The sequence below is a fragment of the Faecalibacterium sp. I3-3-89 genome (assembly GCF_023347275.1).
Classification (GTDB): Bacteria; Bacillota; Clostridia; order Oscillospirales; family Ruminococcaceae; genus Faecalibacterium; species Faecalibacterium butyricigenerans.
Genome location: NZ_CP094468.1, coordinates 2,177,074 through 2,191,233 on the forward strand (window position 1 = coordinate 2,177,074; position 14,160 = coordinate 2,191,233).

The window sequence follows — 14,160 nt, forward strand, 5'->3', positions numbered from 1 at the left end:
AGTCTCTCTTTATCCTGTGATCAGCGCCACTGCCACGTCGTTGACGTTTGTTCCGGTGGCCCCGGTGATGATCAGCCCCTCTGCCGCCTGTAAGGCGTGATAGGCATCGTTATTTTTCAGGGTGTCGAACACGTTCCAGCCCTTTGCCGCCAGAGCGGCGGCGGTATCGCCGTCCACATAGCCGCCAGCGGCATCGGTGGGGCCGTCGGTGCCGTCGCTGCCCACTGAGAAGACTGCCGCGTCCAGCCCGGCAAGAGCCGGAGCCGCCGCAAGGGCGATCTCCTGATTGCGGCCGCCGAGACCCTTCCCGGTCAGGTGCACCACAGTCTCGCCGCCTGCGATAAAGGCCAGCTTCCGGCCCTGCCCCGCATGGGTGCGGACGATGGAGCCAAGGAAGCTGCCTGCCTCCCGTGCCTCGCAGCAGAGCCGGTCGGTGAGGACGACCGGCTCATAGCCCCGCGCCCGGCAGGCACTGGCTGCAGCTGCACACAGTTCCCGGACGCTGCCGGTGATCCGGGTCGTCACGTTATCGAGCGCTTTCGGCGTTTCCTGTGCCAGAAGCGCTTTCGCCTGTTCCGACAGGTTCAGCCGATACTTTTCCGCAATGGCAAGCGCCTGCGCGCAGGTGGAGGAGTCCGGCACCGCCGGGCCGCTGGCGATCATGTCCAGCGGGTCGCCCAGAATATCACTGAGGACGATGCTGAATACGTTTGCCGGAGCGCAGCGCTGTGCGAACCGCCCTCCCTTGACCCCGGAAAGCCGCTTGCGGATGGTGTTCATCTCCACGATGTCGGCCCCGCTGGCAAGGAGCTGATGGGTGATGTCCTGCAATTCCCCGCCGGGGAGCAGCGGCTTTTCAAACAACGCGCTGCCGCCGCCCGAGAGCAGAAACAGTACCGTATCTTCTGCGGTCAGCCCCTGCACCAGCTCCAGCGCCTTTTCGGTGGCCGCAAAGCCGTTTTCGTCCGGGACGGGATGGCCTGCTTCATAACAGTCCACCCCGGAGATCTGGCCTTTGACGTGGCCATACTTGGTCACGACCACGCCGCCGTCCACCCGGCCCAGTGCTTCCACGGCGGCGCGGGCCATCTGCCATCCGGCCTTGCCCGCTGCCACCAGCAGCACCTTGCCGCCCTTGGGCTGAAAGGCTTTCAGTGCACGGCGGACGGCCTCGTCCGGCAGGACAGCGCTCAGGCTGGCCCCGATGATGGCGTCGGCATCCCTTCGCAGCGTTTCGTTCATCCTCATGTCCTCCATTTTTGCGGAGCCCCGCTCTTCCGGCGCAGGCCCTTTTGCTCTGATTATAGCACGGATCTGCCGGTCTGTGGGGAATTTTTTGCTCCTTCACCTTGCTCCAGAGGGCAGCGCCGCCAACTATCATATCGCGCTGGACAGCGGGGTCATCGGCATCGAAACGTGTGCCAAGATCATGGAAAGCCTTGTCTGAACGGTGCTTTCCGGGCCAATAACGTAAAATGCCGCCCACCTGCGTGACAACAGCGCAGGCGGGCGGCATTGTTTTTCCGGTCAGAGCTTATTTCAGCACTTTAGTTCCGGTCACAGGGTCGGGGATGCCCAGCAGGGCCAGAATAATGGCCATCCGGATATAAACGCCGTTGTGGACTTGGTCGAAGTAGGCGGCACGGGGGTCGCTGTCCACGTCCAGCTTGATCTCGTCGATGCGGGGCAGCGGGTGCAGCACCGGCATATCCGATGGGGCCAGCTCCAAGAGCTTGGCGTTCAGGGAGTAGCAGCCTTTCAACCGGAGGTAGTCCTCTTCGTTGAAAAAGCGCTCCTGCTGGATGCGGGTCATATAGAGCACGTCCAGATGCGGCAGCTCGGCTTCGAGGTCTGCCGTCTCCTTGTAGGTCTGATGGAGCGGCGTCAGGGTCTCGTCCTTGACGTACTGGGGGATGCGCAGCTCCTCCGGCGAGATGAACACGAAGCGATTCCCCTCGAACTGGCTGAGGGCTGCGGTCAGGGAGTGGACCGTCCGGCCAAATTTGAGGTCGCCGCAGAAGCCCACCGTCAGGTGATCCAGCCGCCCTTTGCGCTGGCGGATGGTCATCAGGTCGATCATGGTCTGGGAGGGGTGGGCGTGCCCGCCGTCGCCTGCATTGATGACAGGCACCCGTGCATACAGGGACGCCCGGAGCGGTGCGCCCTCTTTCGGGTGGCGCATGGCGATGACATCGGCATAATTGCTCACGACGCGGGCAGTATCTGCCACCGTCTCACCCTTGCTGGCACTGGACAGCTGTGCCCCGGCAAAGCCCAGCGTCTTGCCGCCCAGCCGCAGCATGGCCGACTCGAAGGAAAGCCGGGTGCGGGTGGACGGCTCGTAGAACAGCGTCGCCAGAATGCGCCCATCGCAGAGATGTGCATAGGGCGCGGGGTCTGCCTCCATCCGGTCTGCAAGGTCGAGAAGGGCCAGCTGTTCGTCCAGAGAAAAGCTGTTCGGCTCAATAAAGTGTCTCACAGCCATTCTCCTTTCAGCACAAACTTCTCGCGCTCCGCGCCCGTGGAGATGAACTGGATCGCATGGCCCAGCTGCTGTTCGAGGAACTCCACATAGCCCTTCGCTTCCTTGGGCAGGTCATCCCAGCTCTTGCAGCCGGAAATATCCCTGTTCCAGCCGGGCAGCATCGTGACCACCGGCTCCATCCGGTCGAGGTCGGACAGGGTATCGAAGCGGGGGACTTCCACACCATCCAGCCTGTAACCGGTGATGACCGGGATCTCCTTCATGCTGCTGAGGACATCCAGCTTGGTGAGGGCGATCTTATCCGCCCCCTGACAGGCCAGACCGTACCGACTGGCCACGCAGTCGAAGGGGCCGACCCGGCGGGGACGGCCTGTGGCCGCACCGTATTCCCCGCCTGCCTTGCGCAGCTTCTCGTTCCAGTCCTCGCCCATGGCGTTCTCAGCGGCAAAAGGACCGGCACCTACGCAGGTGGAATACGCTTTCAGCACGCCCACCACATGGTCGAGGCGGCAGTTGGGGATGCCGGCCCCCAGCGGTGCGTAAGCTGCCAGCGTGTTGGAGCTGGATGTAAACGGGAAGATACCGTAATCAATATCCCGCATCGCACCCAGCTGGGCTTCCAGCACGATGCGCTTGCCGCTGTCGTGAGCTTCCTGCAAAAAGGCCCCCACATCGCAGATGTACGGTGCAAACTGCTCCGCCTGTGCTCTGCACCAGCTCAGCAGCGCATCGTAGGACATCTTTTCCTGATGGTAGCAGCCCGCCAGCTCCATGTTCTTGGAGTCCAAAATCATGTGCAGACGGTTCTGGGTGCGCTCCTCGTCCAGATGGAGCAGGTCGCCCAAACGCAGGGTCTTTTTGCGGTATTTGTCGCTGTAAGCGTAGGCAATGCCGCGCCGGGTGGAGCCGAAGGCACTGCCCTTTTGGGCAAGGCGGTCTTCTTCCAGCCCGTCCTGCACCTTATGCCACGGCATGGAGATGGTAGCTTTGTCGGAGAGCTTCAGGTTCTTAGGGCTGATCTCCACGCCGCGGGCCTCGATGGCCTGCATCTCGCCTGCAAGATGGTCAAGGTCGATGACCATTCCCGTGCCCAGCACACAGGTGACGTCCGGGTGCAGGATGCCGGAGGGCAGCAGGTTCAGGATGAACTTACCCTTTTCGGTCACGACGGTATGGCCGGCGTTGTTGCCGCCCTGATAGCGGGCGACCACATCGGCGTTTTCGGCCAGCAGGTCGATGACGCGGCCCTTGCCCTCATCGCCCCAGTTGATTCCAGTAACAGCAGTCAGCATAAACTTCAATTTCCTTCTTTTCACATTTTGCGATGGCCTGCGGCAAAAGCTGTTGCGCTGCCGCAGGGCCTCATCCTTCGATTTTCCTCTTGCAATTTCCAGTCGCAATTGCTATTATACGAGCAGAGAAAGAATGTGTAAAAAGTATCCTGTGTATGGCAGCGATGTAATTTTTACATGAAAGGCGGAAAAGCATCATGTATGTGGACTGGGAATATTATAAGATCTTCTATTATGTGGCGAAGTATCAGAACTTTACCAAGGCGGCGCGGGTGCTGGGGAACAACCAGCCCAATATCACCCACTCGATGAACCGGCTGGAAAGTCAGCTGAACTGTGTGCTCTTCATCCGCTCCAACCGGGGCGTCACCCTGACACCGGAGGGCGAGATGCTCTATTCCCGCATTGCGTCGGCGGCGGTGCAGATTCAGGACGCCGAGGAGGAGCTGAGTGCCAGCGCCACGCTGGAGCACGGCGCGATCAGCATCAGCGCAACGGAAACGGCGCTGAACATCTATCTGTCCGAAAAACTGCGGGCCTTCCACACCGAATATCCCGGCATCCGGCTGCGCATCTCCAACCACTCCACCCCGCAGGCAGTGCAGGCCGTGAAGAACGGCGAGGTGGACTTTGCCGTCATCTCGACCCCCGCAGAGCTTGAGTCGGGGCTGAAAATGGTGGATTTGATGCCCTTTTACGAGGTTCTGGTGGGCGGCCGGACCTTCACCGCACTGGCAAGCCAGAACCTGACCCTGAAAGAACTGGTCAACTACCCCCTCATCTCCCTCAGCGACGAGAGCATGACCCGCAGCTTCTACCGGCAGTTCTTCCTTGACCACGATGCCGTCCTCCGGCCCGACACCGAGGCCGCCACCACCGACCAGATGCTGACCCTTGTAAAAAGCGAGCTGGGCCTTGCTTTCGTGCCGGAACCGATGGCAAAAGCTGCGCTGGAACGCGGCGAACTCGTCCAGCTGCACCTGCAGGAGATCATCCCCCAGCGCAGCATCTGCCTCGTCTACGACCACCACCGCCCGCTGAACACAGCAGCCCGGAAGTTCCAGCAGCTGCTGACCGAGCGGACCGCCCCGCCCAGAACGCAGAAATAACGCAAAAGACCAGAGCTGCAAAGCCTTTTCGGCCGAGCAGCTCTGGTCTTTTTGTCCGGGCTTACCCAGCCCCTCTGCTATAATTCGATCTTTTGTGCCGCCTTGGCGATGGCCCCCAGCAGGGCCACCAGCTTGCTTTCGTCCATCCGACCGCTGTTGTTGGTAAAGGCGTAGAAGCAGCCCTGCACGCAGAACGAAAGCAGGATGCCCCGGTTCAGGTCGGCCGCAAAGGTCGGGTCTGCCTCCTCGAACCGCTGGCGCAGGCCCTTTTCGATGCTGTTGGCGAAGATGCCCTGCCGGTTGCCCGAAAACAGGATATTCACGGCCCGCTGGTTCTGCACGAAGGCCTGAAACAGCTCCCTTGTCAGTGCATCGGTCTGATGCAGTGCCTCATCGTCATGGGTGTGGGGCACGCTGGCGAGGATCGACTCGACGAGCTTGTTTTCCAGCGCGTTCGCCAGCGCATAGATGTCCTCATAGTGGGCGTAGAACGTCGATTTGTTGATGCAGGCCAGCGCACACAGGTCCTTTATTTTGATCCGCTCCAGAGGGTTCTTCTCCCGCAGCTCCATGAATGCCTGTTCGATGGCCCGGTCGGTGCGCGCGATACGGATGTCCACAAAATCCACCTCTTCCGTGTTTTAGTTGATTATCCAACGGTTTTCGTCTTTCGTCGATGGACAAGCCCCCGTGGATTTTTTACAATGAAAGCAGTCCCTTATTCCTCTTTTTTATAGAGCAGCCCCTTGGCGTCCAGTGCCGCTTCGATGCGGTGGAACGCCTCCTCCGTGGGGCAGCTCAGGGTGTGCAGGTGCACACCTCCGGTCATCCGGCTCAGCAGGCACTCAGGCGTATCCGCCGCCTGCTGGATAAAGTGATCCACATCGTACCGGCTGGCGAGGTTGAGATTGCCGCGCAGCTCGCCGTAAAGCGGGTTCTCCACGGCCACATCCACCACGACGCCGCCCTGATCCACCACCGTATACAGCTCTTCCCGCATCTGGTCGGCGGTGCTGTGGACACAGGCGAGGATGCCCGTACAGCCCCGTGCCGCCGGGTGGAGCTGATAGCCCCGGGGCGTGGCGTCGATCTGGGTGCCTGCGGCCCGCAGCAGGGCCACATCGCCCACCACGATCTGCCGGGACACTCCCAGCGCACCGGCCAGCACGCTGGCGCTCAGGGGGGCGCTGGCCTCCGTCAGCCGCTCTAAAATCGCTTTTCTGCGCTGCGCAGCATTCATCTTCCGCGTTCCTCCTTTTTACACCAGCTGCAGCAGGGTGGCGTAGTTGGAGGGCAGCTGGACCTTCAGCTTCCCCCACTCCACCTGCGTCAGGATGGGCTGGCTGCCCACGCAGCCGGCCAGCAGATCTTTCACGCCCGCGGCCTCCACCGGCAGCTGGAGCTCCATCGACACCGGGCTGTCGCCGTTGTTGTAGACGGCCACGACGGCCTTGCCGTCCAGCACCCGGGCGTAGGCGTAGCTCTGGGTGGTCAGGGTCAGTTCCTTGACCTCGCCCCAGCTCAGCGCAGGGCACTCGGCCTTCAGCCTGCCCAGTGCAGCGTAGACGCTGGTGACAGGATTCGTCTTTTCGGCGTCGGCATAGTCGGCCAGCTCGAGGCAGGGGCGGAGCGGCCAGTCGCTGCCCCACTCTTTTTTGCCCTCGATCCCAAATTCTGAGCCGTAATAGATGGACGGAATGCCCCAAAGCGTATATACTAGAAGAGCAATATGCCGGATGTGGCCGCGGTTGCGCAGCTTGTTGGGCAGACGCTCCACATCGTGGTTGTCCGAGAAGTTGTAGAGCCGGGTGTCATGGCAGAGGCCCTGCAGCCGCCGCATGGTGTGGGCGATCTCAAAATAGTTGTGGTCGTTGTGGCCGCTCCACAGGCCCTTGTGCAGCTCGTAGTTGGTGACAGAGTGGAGCATCTCGGGGTTGGCCCAGCGGCTGTAATCCCCGTGGATGACCTCGCCCATCAGCCAGAACTCCGGCTTCACTTCGTTGGCAAGGCGGCACAGTCCCTTCATGAAGTCAAAGTCCAGCACGTCGGCAGCGTCCAGACGGATGCCGTCGATGTCGAACTCCTCCACCCAGAAGCGGACGGTATCAAAGTGGTAGTCCTGCACCTCGGGGTTGCGCTGGTTCAGCTTGACCAGCAGGTTGAAGCCGCCCCAGTTGCCGTAGGAGAAGCCGTCGTTGTACTCGTTGTTGCCCCAGAAATTCACATCGCAGAACCAGTCCTTATAGCGGGCGTTCTCGCGGTGCTCCTTCAGCTCCCGGAAGGCGAAGAAATCGCGGCCCACATGGTTGAACACGCCGTCCACGATGACCCGCTGGCCCCGCGCATGGCAGTCGGCGACGAATTTTTTGAACTCCTCATTGGTGCCCAGCCGCCGGTCTACCTGCCGGTAGTCGATGGTGTCATAGCCGTGGGAGCCGCTCTCGAACAGAGGGCCGATATAGATCGCCGTACAGCCAAGCTCCGCCGCGTGCTCTGCCCACGCATCCAGCTTCTTGAATGCCCCGGGGACAGGCTGCCCGTCATTTTCATGCGCGCAGCCGCACAGTCCCAGAGGATAGATGTGATAGAATACCGCATTGTCATACCAAGCCATTGTCTGTACCGCTCCTGTTTTCAAAAGTTCTGCCGGGCTTCTCGAAGCCCCGGTGTTGTATTCAGTATAGCACATTTTCCGACAAAAGTGTGGAAATAGTGTTGTATATTTCTCACATTATTCCCTCCCGAACCGATACTCTCTGTAAAAATTGCGATAAAAGGAGTCTTTCGTATGAATCTTCCCTCTATCCCCCGTTCCTTCTTCAGCGGCGACTGCTTCGACGCCTACCACGTCCTCGGCGCACACCCTTGGCAGGGCGCTCGCGGCGAAGAGGGCTGGCGCTTTGCCGTCTGGGCACCCGGCGCGACCGCCGTGGAGGTCTGCGGCGGCTTTGACGGCTGGGGTGCCGGCGTCTCTCTCCAGAAGGCCGACACCGGCGTATGGAGTGGCTTTGTGGCCGGGCTGTGCGAGGGCGACCTCTACAAATACCGCATCCACGGCGCCGACGGCAGCGTCGTTATGCGGGCCGACCCCTACGCCTTTGCCTCCGAAGTCCGCCCCGCCAACGCCAGCCGCCTGACCAAGCTGGATTTCGCCTTTGACGACAGCGCGTGGATGGAGCGGCGGGACAAGTGCCGCAACCTGCCCATGAACATCTACGAGCTGCACGTCGGCAGCTGGAAGCATAAGCCCGGCTCCACCCGGCCCGACGGCTCGGACGGCTGGTACGACTACGAAGAACTGACCCGGGAGCTGATCCCGTGGCTGCTGGAGCACCACTTCACCCATGTGGAGCTGCTGCCGCTGGCCGAGCACCCCTTCGACGGCAGCTGGGGCTACCAGACCACCGGCTACTTCGCCGTCACCAGCCGGTACGGCACCCCGGCCCAGTTCGCCGCCTTCGTCAACGCCTGCCACCGGATGGGCATCGGCGTCATCATGGACTTCGTCCCCGTCCACTTTGCCGCCAACGCCGACGCGCTGGCCAACTTCGACGGCACCCACCTCTATGAGTACGACAGCGACGTGGGCCACAGCGAGTGGGGCACCTGCAATTTCAACTACTACCGCCGGGAGGTGTGCAGCTTCCTCAGCAGCGCCGCCGCCCTCTGGATGGAGGTCTACCATTGCGACGGCATCCGGATGGACGCCATCTCCCGCGCCCTCTACTGGCAGGGCGACCCCGCCCGGGGCGTCAACGAGGGCGCAGTCACCTTCCTGCGGAACCTCAACCACGGCCTGAACGAGCGCTGGCCCACCGGCATCTACATGGCTGAGGACTCCACCAACTTCCTCAAGGTGACGGCCCCCACCCGCTACGACGGCATCGGCTTCGACTACAAGTGGGACATGGGCTGGATGCACGACACGCTGGACTACTTTGCCACCCCCTTCGGCGAGCGGCCCAATGCATACGGAAAGATCATCTTCAGTATGCACTATTTCTACAACGAGCTGTACCTGCTGGCCCTGAGCCACGACGAAGTCGTCCACGGCAAAAAGACCATCATCGACAAGCTCTGGGGCACCTACGAGGAAAAATGCGCCCAGCTGCGCACCCTCTATTTTTATATGTATGCTCACCCGGGCAAAAAGCTCAACTTCATGGGCAACGAGATCGCCCATTTCCGGGAGTGGGACGAAAAGCGGGAGCTGGACTGGGGCCTGCTCCAGTATCCCTTCCACGACGCTTTCCAGAAGTATTTCGCCTCCCTCAGCCGCCTCTACGCCACCCAGCCTGCCCTCTATGCGGGCGAATATGACCCCCGGTGCTTTGAGTGGGTCGCCAGCGAGAGCCGGGACGAGGGCGTGTATGCATGGCTGCGCAAGGGCGCAGGCCAGACCATCTTCTGCGTCATGAACACCCAGAACACCGCCCACAAGAAGTTCCCCCTCTACCTGCGCTTCCCCGCCGGGGCAGAAGAGCTGTTGAACACCGAAGCCCCCTGCTGGGGCGGTGCGGACAAGTCAAAGCCCAAGGCCCTCCACACCACCGACGGCGGCGTCTATGGCCGGGACTACACCCTCACGGTGGACCTGCCTGCCATGGGCAGCCGGATGTTCCGGCTCACCCCCGAAGCGCCCCGCCCCGAGGCCGCACAGACCAGTGCACGGCGGGCCGCTGCCGCACGCCGCAAGGCCGCACGCACCCAGAACGCCAAGGCTGACGCCGCAGCGCACAACTCCAAAAAGTAATATTTGGTAAAGAATATCCCGTCTGCTGAGAATGCGGCGGGATATTCTGCGTTTCAGCGCCCTCTGCAGCTGGACAAGCCTTGACGCAGCCATTATACTGTTAGATGGAAAGTTGTGTGCTTCACCCTTTTTACAAGCTGAACGAAAGGAACCGTCCTTCTATGCCATCTGCTGCTCTCCGTCGGTTCTCGCCCCTGCAATGGGCAGGGCTGGACCTCGGCCTCTGTGCCGTGGCGCTCCTCCTTTTGGGGGTCGGTGTCCCGGCCAGCCCGTTCTTTTTTCCGCTGCTCAGTCTCTGGGCCTGTCTCGTCCTCTTCGTGCTGGCGGTCTGCGTCCTCCGCACGGCGGGCGTCGAGCTGGGCTTCTTCCACTGGGCCGTCGTCTTCGGCATCTGGGCCGTGGCCGTCGTCTATTTCTACTGGACGTTATCGAGCCGGAGCTTTATCTACGTCTGGGACTACGCCAACTACCTGCTCAAGCAATATGACGCCGAAGCCGCTTTTGCCCAGAGCACCGGTGGGGGCCTCCGTTATCTCTTCGGCTCGATGGCCGACGATTACACCAACTTCATCACCCTCTTCACCGAGTTTCCCTTCTGCCTGACCGACCACACCGGCGACGCCTACTCCTTCAGTCAGGTGTTCTGCATCCTGCCGGCCCTGCTGGTGCTTCTGGCTGGCCTCGTGGTGAAGGTCGGCCAGCTCCTGAACGTGAAGAACCGGATGTATTACTTCCTCTTCGGCATGACCCTGACGGCGGCTTATCCCTTCCTGCGGATGAGCGCCGTGCTGGCACAGCCGGACTGGTTCGGCCTCATCTTCGCCTTCGCCATCCTGCTGCTGACGCTGGACTTCCGTTTTGACACCCTCGAACCGGCCCGGTTTGGCCTTATCTTCCTCGCCACTGCCGCCATCATCCTCGCCCGCCGGTGGTTCCTCTACTTCGTGGTGGGCTACTATTTCGCCTATGTGCTGCTGCTCGTCGCAGGCTGTGTGCGGCTGGCAAAGGGCGGCGCGGTCTCTGCCGCCCTCCGCCGGGGGAAGAACCTCATCCTCTTCGGCCTTGCGTCCGTCGCCGCCATGGTCATCCTGCTCTGGCCCATGGTATCCCACATCCTCACCTATAACTACGCGGGCCGCTATTCCTACTATAACGGCGGCGGTCTGGCCCTCGAGGCATTCTACCACCTCGGACGGCTGGGCCTGTTCAATCTCATCCTTATCGCGCTGGGCCTCGTCTTTGCAGCAAAGCGAAAGCTGCCCGCTCTGCCCTGTCTGGCAGGGTGCGAGCTGGTCGTGAGCCTGCTGCTCTTCACCCGGGTCCAGAACACCGGCTCTCATCAGTTCCTGCTCTTCCTGCCGGGGTATTTTCTCCTCTTCCTGCTGGGTGCAGCCGCACTGGCCGAGGGCATCCAGCGCCATCGTACCCTCAAACTGGGCTGCTGGGCCTTCGTGCTGATGCTGTCCATGTCGGTGCGCTGCTCGCCCCTGACCACGCTGGCCATGCCGGGCTTCGTCATCGAGCACTTTCCCATCCAGATCCCCGCCACCCGGTATTTCATCTCGCTGGATAAGCTCATCTACGACCGGAAGGACATCGGCCAGATCCAGGCCATCGCCGACTGGATCGACGCCCACTGCAACGTGGGCGAGATCAGCTACATGATCCCCCACGATATGCTCTACAACCCCGACCACTTCAAGAACTGCCGCCTGCCGGAGGCTTCCATCAACGACAAGCTGGCCTTCGGATTCTCGGTGCCCGGCACCCACAACTTCCCCATGCAGTTCTTCGAGGCGAAGTACGTCATCACCTGCGACCCCTTCCCCCAGACCTATGCGGGCAGCGGGGAGATGTCCATCAAGCTCAACGAGCGCTTCCTCGCCGCAAAGGACGACGCCTTCACCTTTGAGCAGAGCTTCGACATGGGCAACGGCACCACCTTCACCATCTGGCGGCGCACCGCCGCCCCCACCCGCGCAGAGGTGGAGTATTACCTGAGCGCCTTTGCCGCAGAAGATGCCCAGTATCCCGAGATGTTCTCGCAGGTGGCCGAAGCGTGGCTCACCGCCCACGGGCTGTGACCTTGCCCTTTTTACTGAAAACGTGTATAATTCAACGTATTGTTATAAGACTCGCAGCGCCGCACGCCGGGCTGCTTATGTCATAAGGAGTATGCCGCTATGGAACAGAAGAAAAAGAATCTGCCCGAAGTAAAGCTGGGCCAGTACAAGGGCCTCGCCGTCACCCGCCACGTCCGCCCTGTCACCGACAAGACCGTGGACATCGAGGTATTGCATCAGACCCGGATGCACGCCGTCTACCACCCCACCACCGCCCCGGCCAAGCGCGGCTTCCGTGCCCTGCTGGATTTTGTCGGCTACATGGACGGCAAGGAGATCCCTGACAGCCGGATGGAGAATGTCATGGTGGTGCTGGGCGACGGCAAGCTGATGCCCGCCGCCGAGCAGGCCATCTACGGCCACTGTGCCGGTGAGGTGTTCCGCTTCGACTTCACCTACCCGCAGGATTTCCGCCTGCCCGAGCTGTCCGGCAAGACCGCGCAGTTCGAGATCAACCTCCGCTCTCTGGCCGAGAAGGTCACTCCCGCCCCCGATGAGGCCTTTGCCAAGAGTCTGGGCTTCGGCTCCCTCGACGCGCTGAAGGCCGACCTCCGCGCCAAGAAGCAGAAGATCCACGAGGAGGGCGCCGACCGCGCCGCCGGAAAGCAGCTGCTGGACATGGCCGGTGCCAACCTGACCGTAGACCTGCCCGCTGAGATCCTCGACCGCACGGCCCGGAACGAGATGAAGCTGCTGACCGAGCGCCTCTCCCGCAGCGGCATCACCCTCGAGCAGCACTGCAAGAACAGCCACACCACCCCGGAAGCCCTCGAGAAGGACTACCGCGCACAGGCCGAGAGCCGCATCCGCTTCGTGCTGGCAGCCCGGGCCATCGCCGAGGCCGAGGGCATCGTCGTCCACCCCGAGGAGGTCAACGCGGAGTACCGCCGCCTCTCCCAGCTGCAGGATACCCCCGAAGCCGAGATCCGCAAGGCACTGGCCGAGGACGCTGTGGCCGCTGCGCTGGCCGCAAAGAAGGTGCAGCGCTTCCTGCTGGATAACGCTCAGGTCACCACCGTGACCGATGCCCCCGAAAAGGAGTGATACCGCTATGGGTCTGTTTACCCGCTATGCCATGGATGCCCTGATGAAGACCTCCCACCCCGAGGTGGTCCGCCGTCAGTGCTGGAACCTCCACCCCCACCGCACCCCCTGCACCGACTGCAAGGACATCTGCCCCTACGGCGACGCCATCTTCACCCGCCCCAACCTCGTCAAGGACTGGGATCCCTGCACCGACTGCGGCCTCTGCGTCTCGGTCTGCCGCTCGGGCTGCATCGTGCCCTCGCCCGAACAGGTGCAGCGGGACACCTCGCTGGCCGACACCGACAATGACACCCTCTGGCTGGGCTGCGAGAAGAGCAGCCGGAAGAATACCGCCGTCCGCGCCTGCGTGGCCGCCTTCTCGTGGGAGACGCTGGCCTATCTCGCCCTGAACAAGAAGCTCGTGCTGGACCTGACCCCCTGCGGCGAGTGCGAGAACGACGCCTGCGCTGCCCAGCTGCGCAAGGAGCTGACCCGCCTCGTGGAGTTCCTCGGCCCCCAGCTCTTCGAGAGCCGGGTCACGCTGGCCTACCAGCAGGAGGACGCCCCCTACCATGTGCAGGAGCTGAGCCGCCGGGAGATGTTCTCCCACATGACCGAAGGCTCCCGCGCCGGCACCAAGAAGCTGCTGCAGATGCTGCCTGGCCTGCGCAGCGAGGAGGACAGCGCCGCCGACTTCCGCCTCATGCTCCACCAGCGGACCAAGCAGCTCAAGGCTGCCTCCGAGACGCCGCTGCGCTACGGCTGGTATCTGCCCAATTTCACCCAGAAGTGCTTCGGCTGCGGCAAGTGCGAAAAGGCCTGCCGCTCCGGCGCGCTCAAGCTGGAGGACCTGCCCGACGGGCAGACCCGCGTGGTTGTCACGCCGTGGAAGTGCAGCGAGTGCGGCGTCTGTGTCGCAGCCTGCTCGAACAGCGGTATCGACGGCATGAAGCTGCGTCAGCTGACCACCCTCGGCCCGGTGAGCGTCTACAAATGCAGCAAGACTCTCTGTGCCGACTGCGGCAAGCCCATCGCGCCGAACAGCACCGAGGGCATCTGCTCGGTCTGCCGCATCAAGCGCCGCACCAAGCAGCGTCAGGAGGAGGCCGCTGCCCGCGCCAAAGAGCGGATCGCCGAGCGGGAGGCCCGCAAGGCTGCGGAAGAAGCCGCCAAGGCCGCTGCCGCAGAGCTGGCCGCGGAGAATGCAGCTGCCGCAGAAGCCGCTGCCCCGGCCGTCGCAGCGCCTGCCGCCGTTGCGGAGACGACTGTTGCCGCACCAGAAACAGCCGCTCTTGCCAAAAAGGATTGACGCGGCCGCAAATCAATGCTATACTCAGTCTTGACCACTTATTTGATGGCCGGGACTGTTACA

11 protein-coding genes are annotated in these 14,160 nt (G+C 62.2%); 5 read left to right on the forward strand and 6 right to left on the reverse strand.

Going from position 1 to position 14,160, the window contains the following annotated elements:
* Window positions 1-9: 9 nt before the first annotated feature.
* The 3 genes from MTP38_RS10605 to MTP38_RS10615 form a co-directional block, all read right to left on the reverse strand.
* The gene (locus MTP38_RS10605) at window positions 10-1,242 is read right to left on the reverse strand and encodes a glycerate kinase type-2 family protein (protein ID WP_249233528.1); all 1,233 of its coding nucleotides are present in this window, start codon (window positions 1,240-1,242) and stop codon (window positions 10-12) included.
* 292 nt (window positions 1,243-1,534) lie between these two features.
* Window positions 1,535-2,485, reverse strand: a complete 951-nt coding sequence (pyrB, locus tag MTP38_RS10610) for an aspartate carbamoyltransferase (RefSeq protein WP_249233529.1) — start codon at window positions 2,483-2,485, stop codon at window positions 1,535-1,537.
* Window positions 2,476-3,777, reverse strand: a complete 1,302-nt coding sequence (locus tag MTP38_RS10615) for an adenylosuccinate synthase (RefSeq protein WP_249233530.1) — start codon at window positions 3,775-3,777, stop codon at window positions 2,476-2,478. The genes pyrB and MTP38_RS10615 overlap by 10 nt, the downstream gene beginning before the upstream one ends.
* 197 nt (window positions 3,778-3,974) lie before the next feature.
* Here MTP38_RS10615 and MTP38_RS10620 point away from each other — a divergent pair, with 197 nt between their 5' ends.
* Window positions 3,975-4,886: a LysR family transcriptional regulator gene (locus MTP38_RS10620; RefSeq protein WP_249233531.1), complete on the forward strand. Its 912-nt coding sequence runs from the start codon at window positions 3,975-3,977 to the stop codon at window positions 4,884-4,886.
* A gap of 77 nt (window positions 4,887-4,963) precedes the next feature.
* Here MTP38_RS10620 and MTP38_RS10625 read toward each other — a convergent pair whose 3' ends face one another.
* From MTP38_RS10625 to MTP38_RS10635, 3 genes are all read right to left on the reverse strand, one after another.
* Entirely contained in the window at window positions 4,964-5,506 is a 543-nt protein-coding gene (locus MTP38_RS10625) for a TetR/AcrR family transcriptional regulator (protein ID WP_249233532.1), read from the reverse strand.
* A gap of 98 nt (window positions 5,507-5,604) precedes the next feature.
* Entirely contained in the window at window positions 5,605-6,126 is a 522-nt protein-coding gene (locus MTP38_RS10630) for a transcription repressor NadR (RefSeq protein ID WP_227620464.1), read from the reverse strand.
* Window positions 6,127-6,144: 18 nt separating this feature from the next.
* Complete coding sequence (locus MTP38_RS10635; protein ID WP_249233533.1) at window positions 6,145-7,500, reverse strand: alpha-amylase family glycosyl hydrolase; 1,356 nt, start codon at window positions 7,498-7,500, stop codon at window positions 6,145-6,147.
* Between the two features lie 174 nt (window positions 7,501-7,674).
* On the opposite strand from MTP38_RS10635, the gene glgB reads away from it, so the two are divergent.
* The 4 genes from glgB (at window position 7,675) to MTP38_RS10655 (ending at window position 14,097) form a co-directional block, all read left to right on the forward strand.
* Window positions 7,675-9,639 (forward strand): 1,4-alpha-glucan branching protein GlgB, encoded by a 1,965-nt coding sequence (glgB, locus tag MTP38_RS10640; RefSeq protein ID WP_249233534.1) that lies wholly within the window; start codon window positions 7,675-7,677, stop codon window positions 9,637-9,639.
* A 161-nt stretch (window positions 9,640-9,800) separates the two neighbouring features.
* Window positions 9,801-11,723: a hypothetical protein gene (locus tag MTP38_RS10645; protein WP_249233535.1), complete on the forward strand. Its 1,923-nt coding sequence runs from the start codon at window positions 9,801-9,803 to the stop codon at window positions 11,721-11,723.
* A 99-nt stretch (window positions 11,724-11,822) separates the two neighbouring features.
* The gene (gene tig / locus MTP38_RS10650; protein ID WP_249233536.1) at window positions 11,823-12,806 is read left to right on the forward strand and encodes a trigger factor; all 984 of its coding nucleotides are present in this window, start codon (window positions 11,823-11,825) and stop codon (window positions 12,804-12,806) included.
* A gap of 7 nt (window positions 12,807-12,813) precedes the next feature.
* Window positions 12,814-14,097, forward strand: coding sequence for a 4Fe-4S dicluster domain-containing protein (locus tag MTP38_RS10655; protein WP_249233537.1), 1,284 nt, complete (start codon window positions 12,814-12,816; stop codon window positions 14,095-14,097).
* Window positions 14,098-14,160 lie beyond the last annotated feature (63 nt).

Bases quoted from the DNA above. Each gene is read 5' to 3' on its own strand.
- MTP38_RS10605 (WP_249233528.1), bottom strand. From the start codon at position 1,242: ATGAACGAAACGCTGCGAAGGGATGCCGACGCCATCATCGGGGCCAGC.
- MTP38_RS10645 (WP_249233535.1), top strand. From the start codon at position 9,801: ATGCCATCTGCTGCTCTCCGTCGGTTCTCGCCCCTGCAATGGGCAGGG.
- MTP38_RS10655 (WP_249233537.1), top strand. From the start codon at position 12,814: ATGGGTCTGTTTACCCGCTATGCCATGGATGCCCTGATGAAGACCTCC.
- MTP38_RS10635 (WP_249233533.1), bottom strand. From the start codon at position 7,500: ATGGCTTGGTATGACAATGCGGTATTCTATCACATCTATCCTCTGGGA.
- MTP38_RS10620 (WP_249233531.1), top strand. From the start codon at position 3,975: ATGTATGTGGACTGGGAATATTATAAGATCTTCTATTATGTGGCGAAG.
- MTP38_RS10615 (WP_249233530.1), bottom strand. From the start codon at position 3,777: ATGCTGACTGCTGTTACTGGAATCAACTGGGGCGATGAGGGCAAGGGC.
- pyrB (WP_249233529.1), bottom strand. From the start codon at position 2,485: ATGGCTGTGAGACACTTTATTGAGCCGAACAGCTTTTCTCTGGACGAA.
- tig (WP_249233536.1), top strand. From the start codon at position 11,823: ATGGAACAGAAGAAAAAGAATCTGCCCGAAGTAAAGCTGGGCCAGTAC.
- MTP38_RS10630 (WP_227620464.1), bottom strand. From the start codon at position 6,126: ATGAATGCTGCGCAGCGCAGAAAAGCGATTTTAGAGCGGCTGACGGAG.
- glgB (WP_249233534.1), top strand. From the start codon at position 7,675: ATGAATCTTCCCTCTATCCCCCGTTCCTTCTTCAGCGGCGACTGCTTC.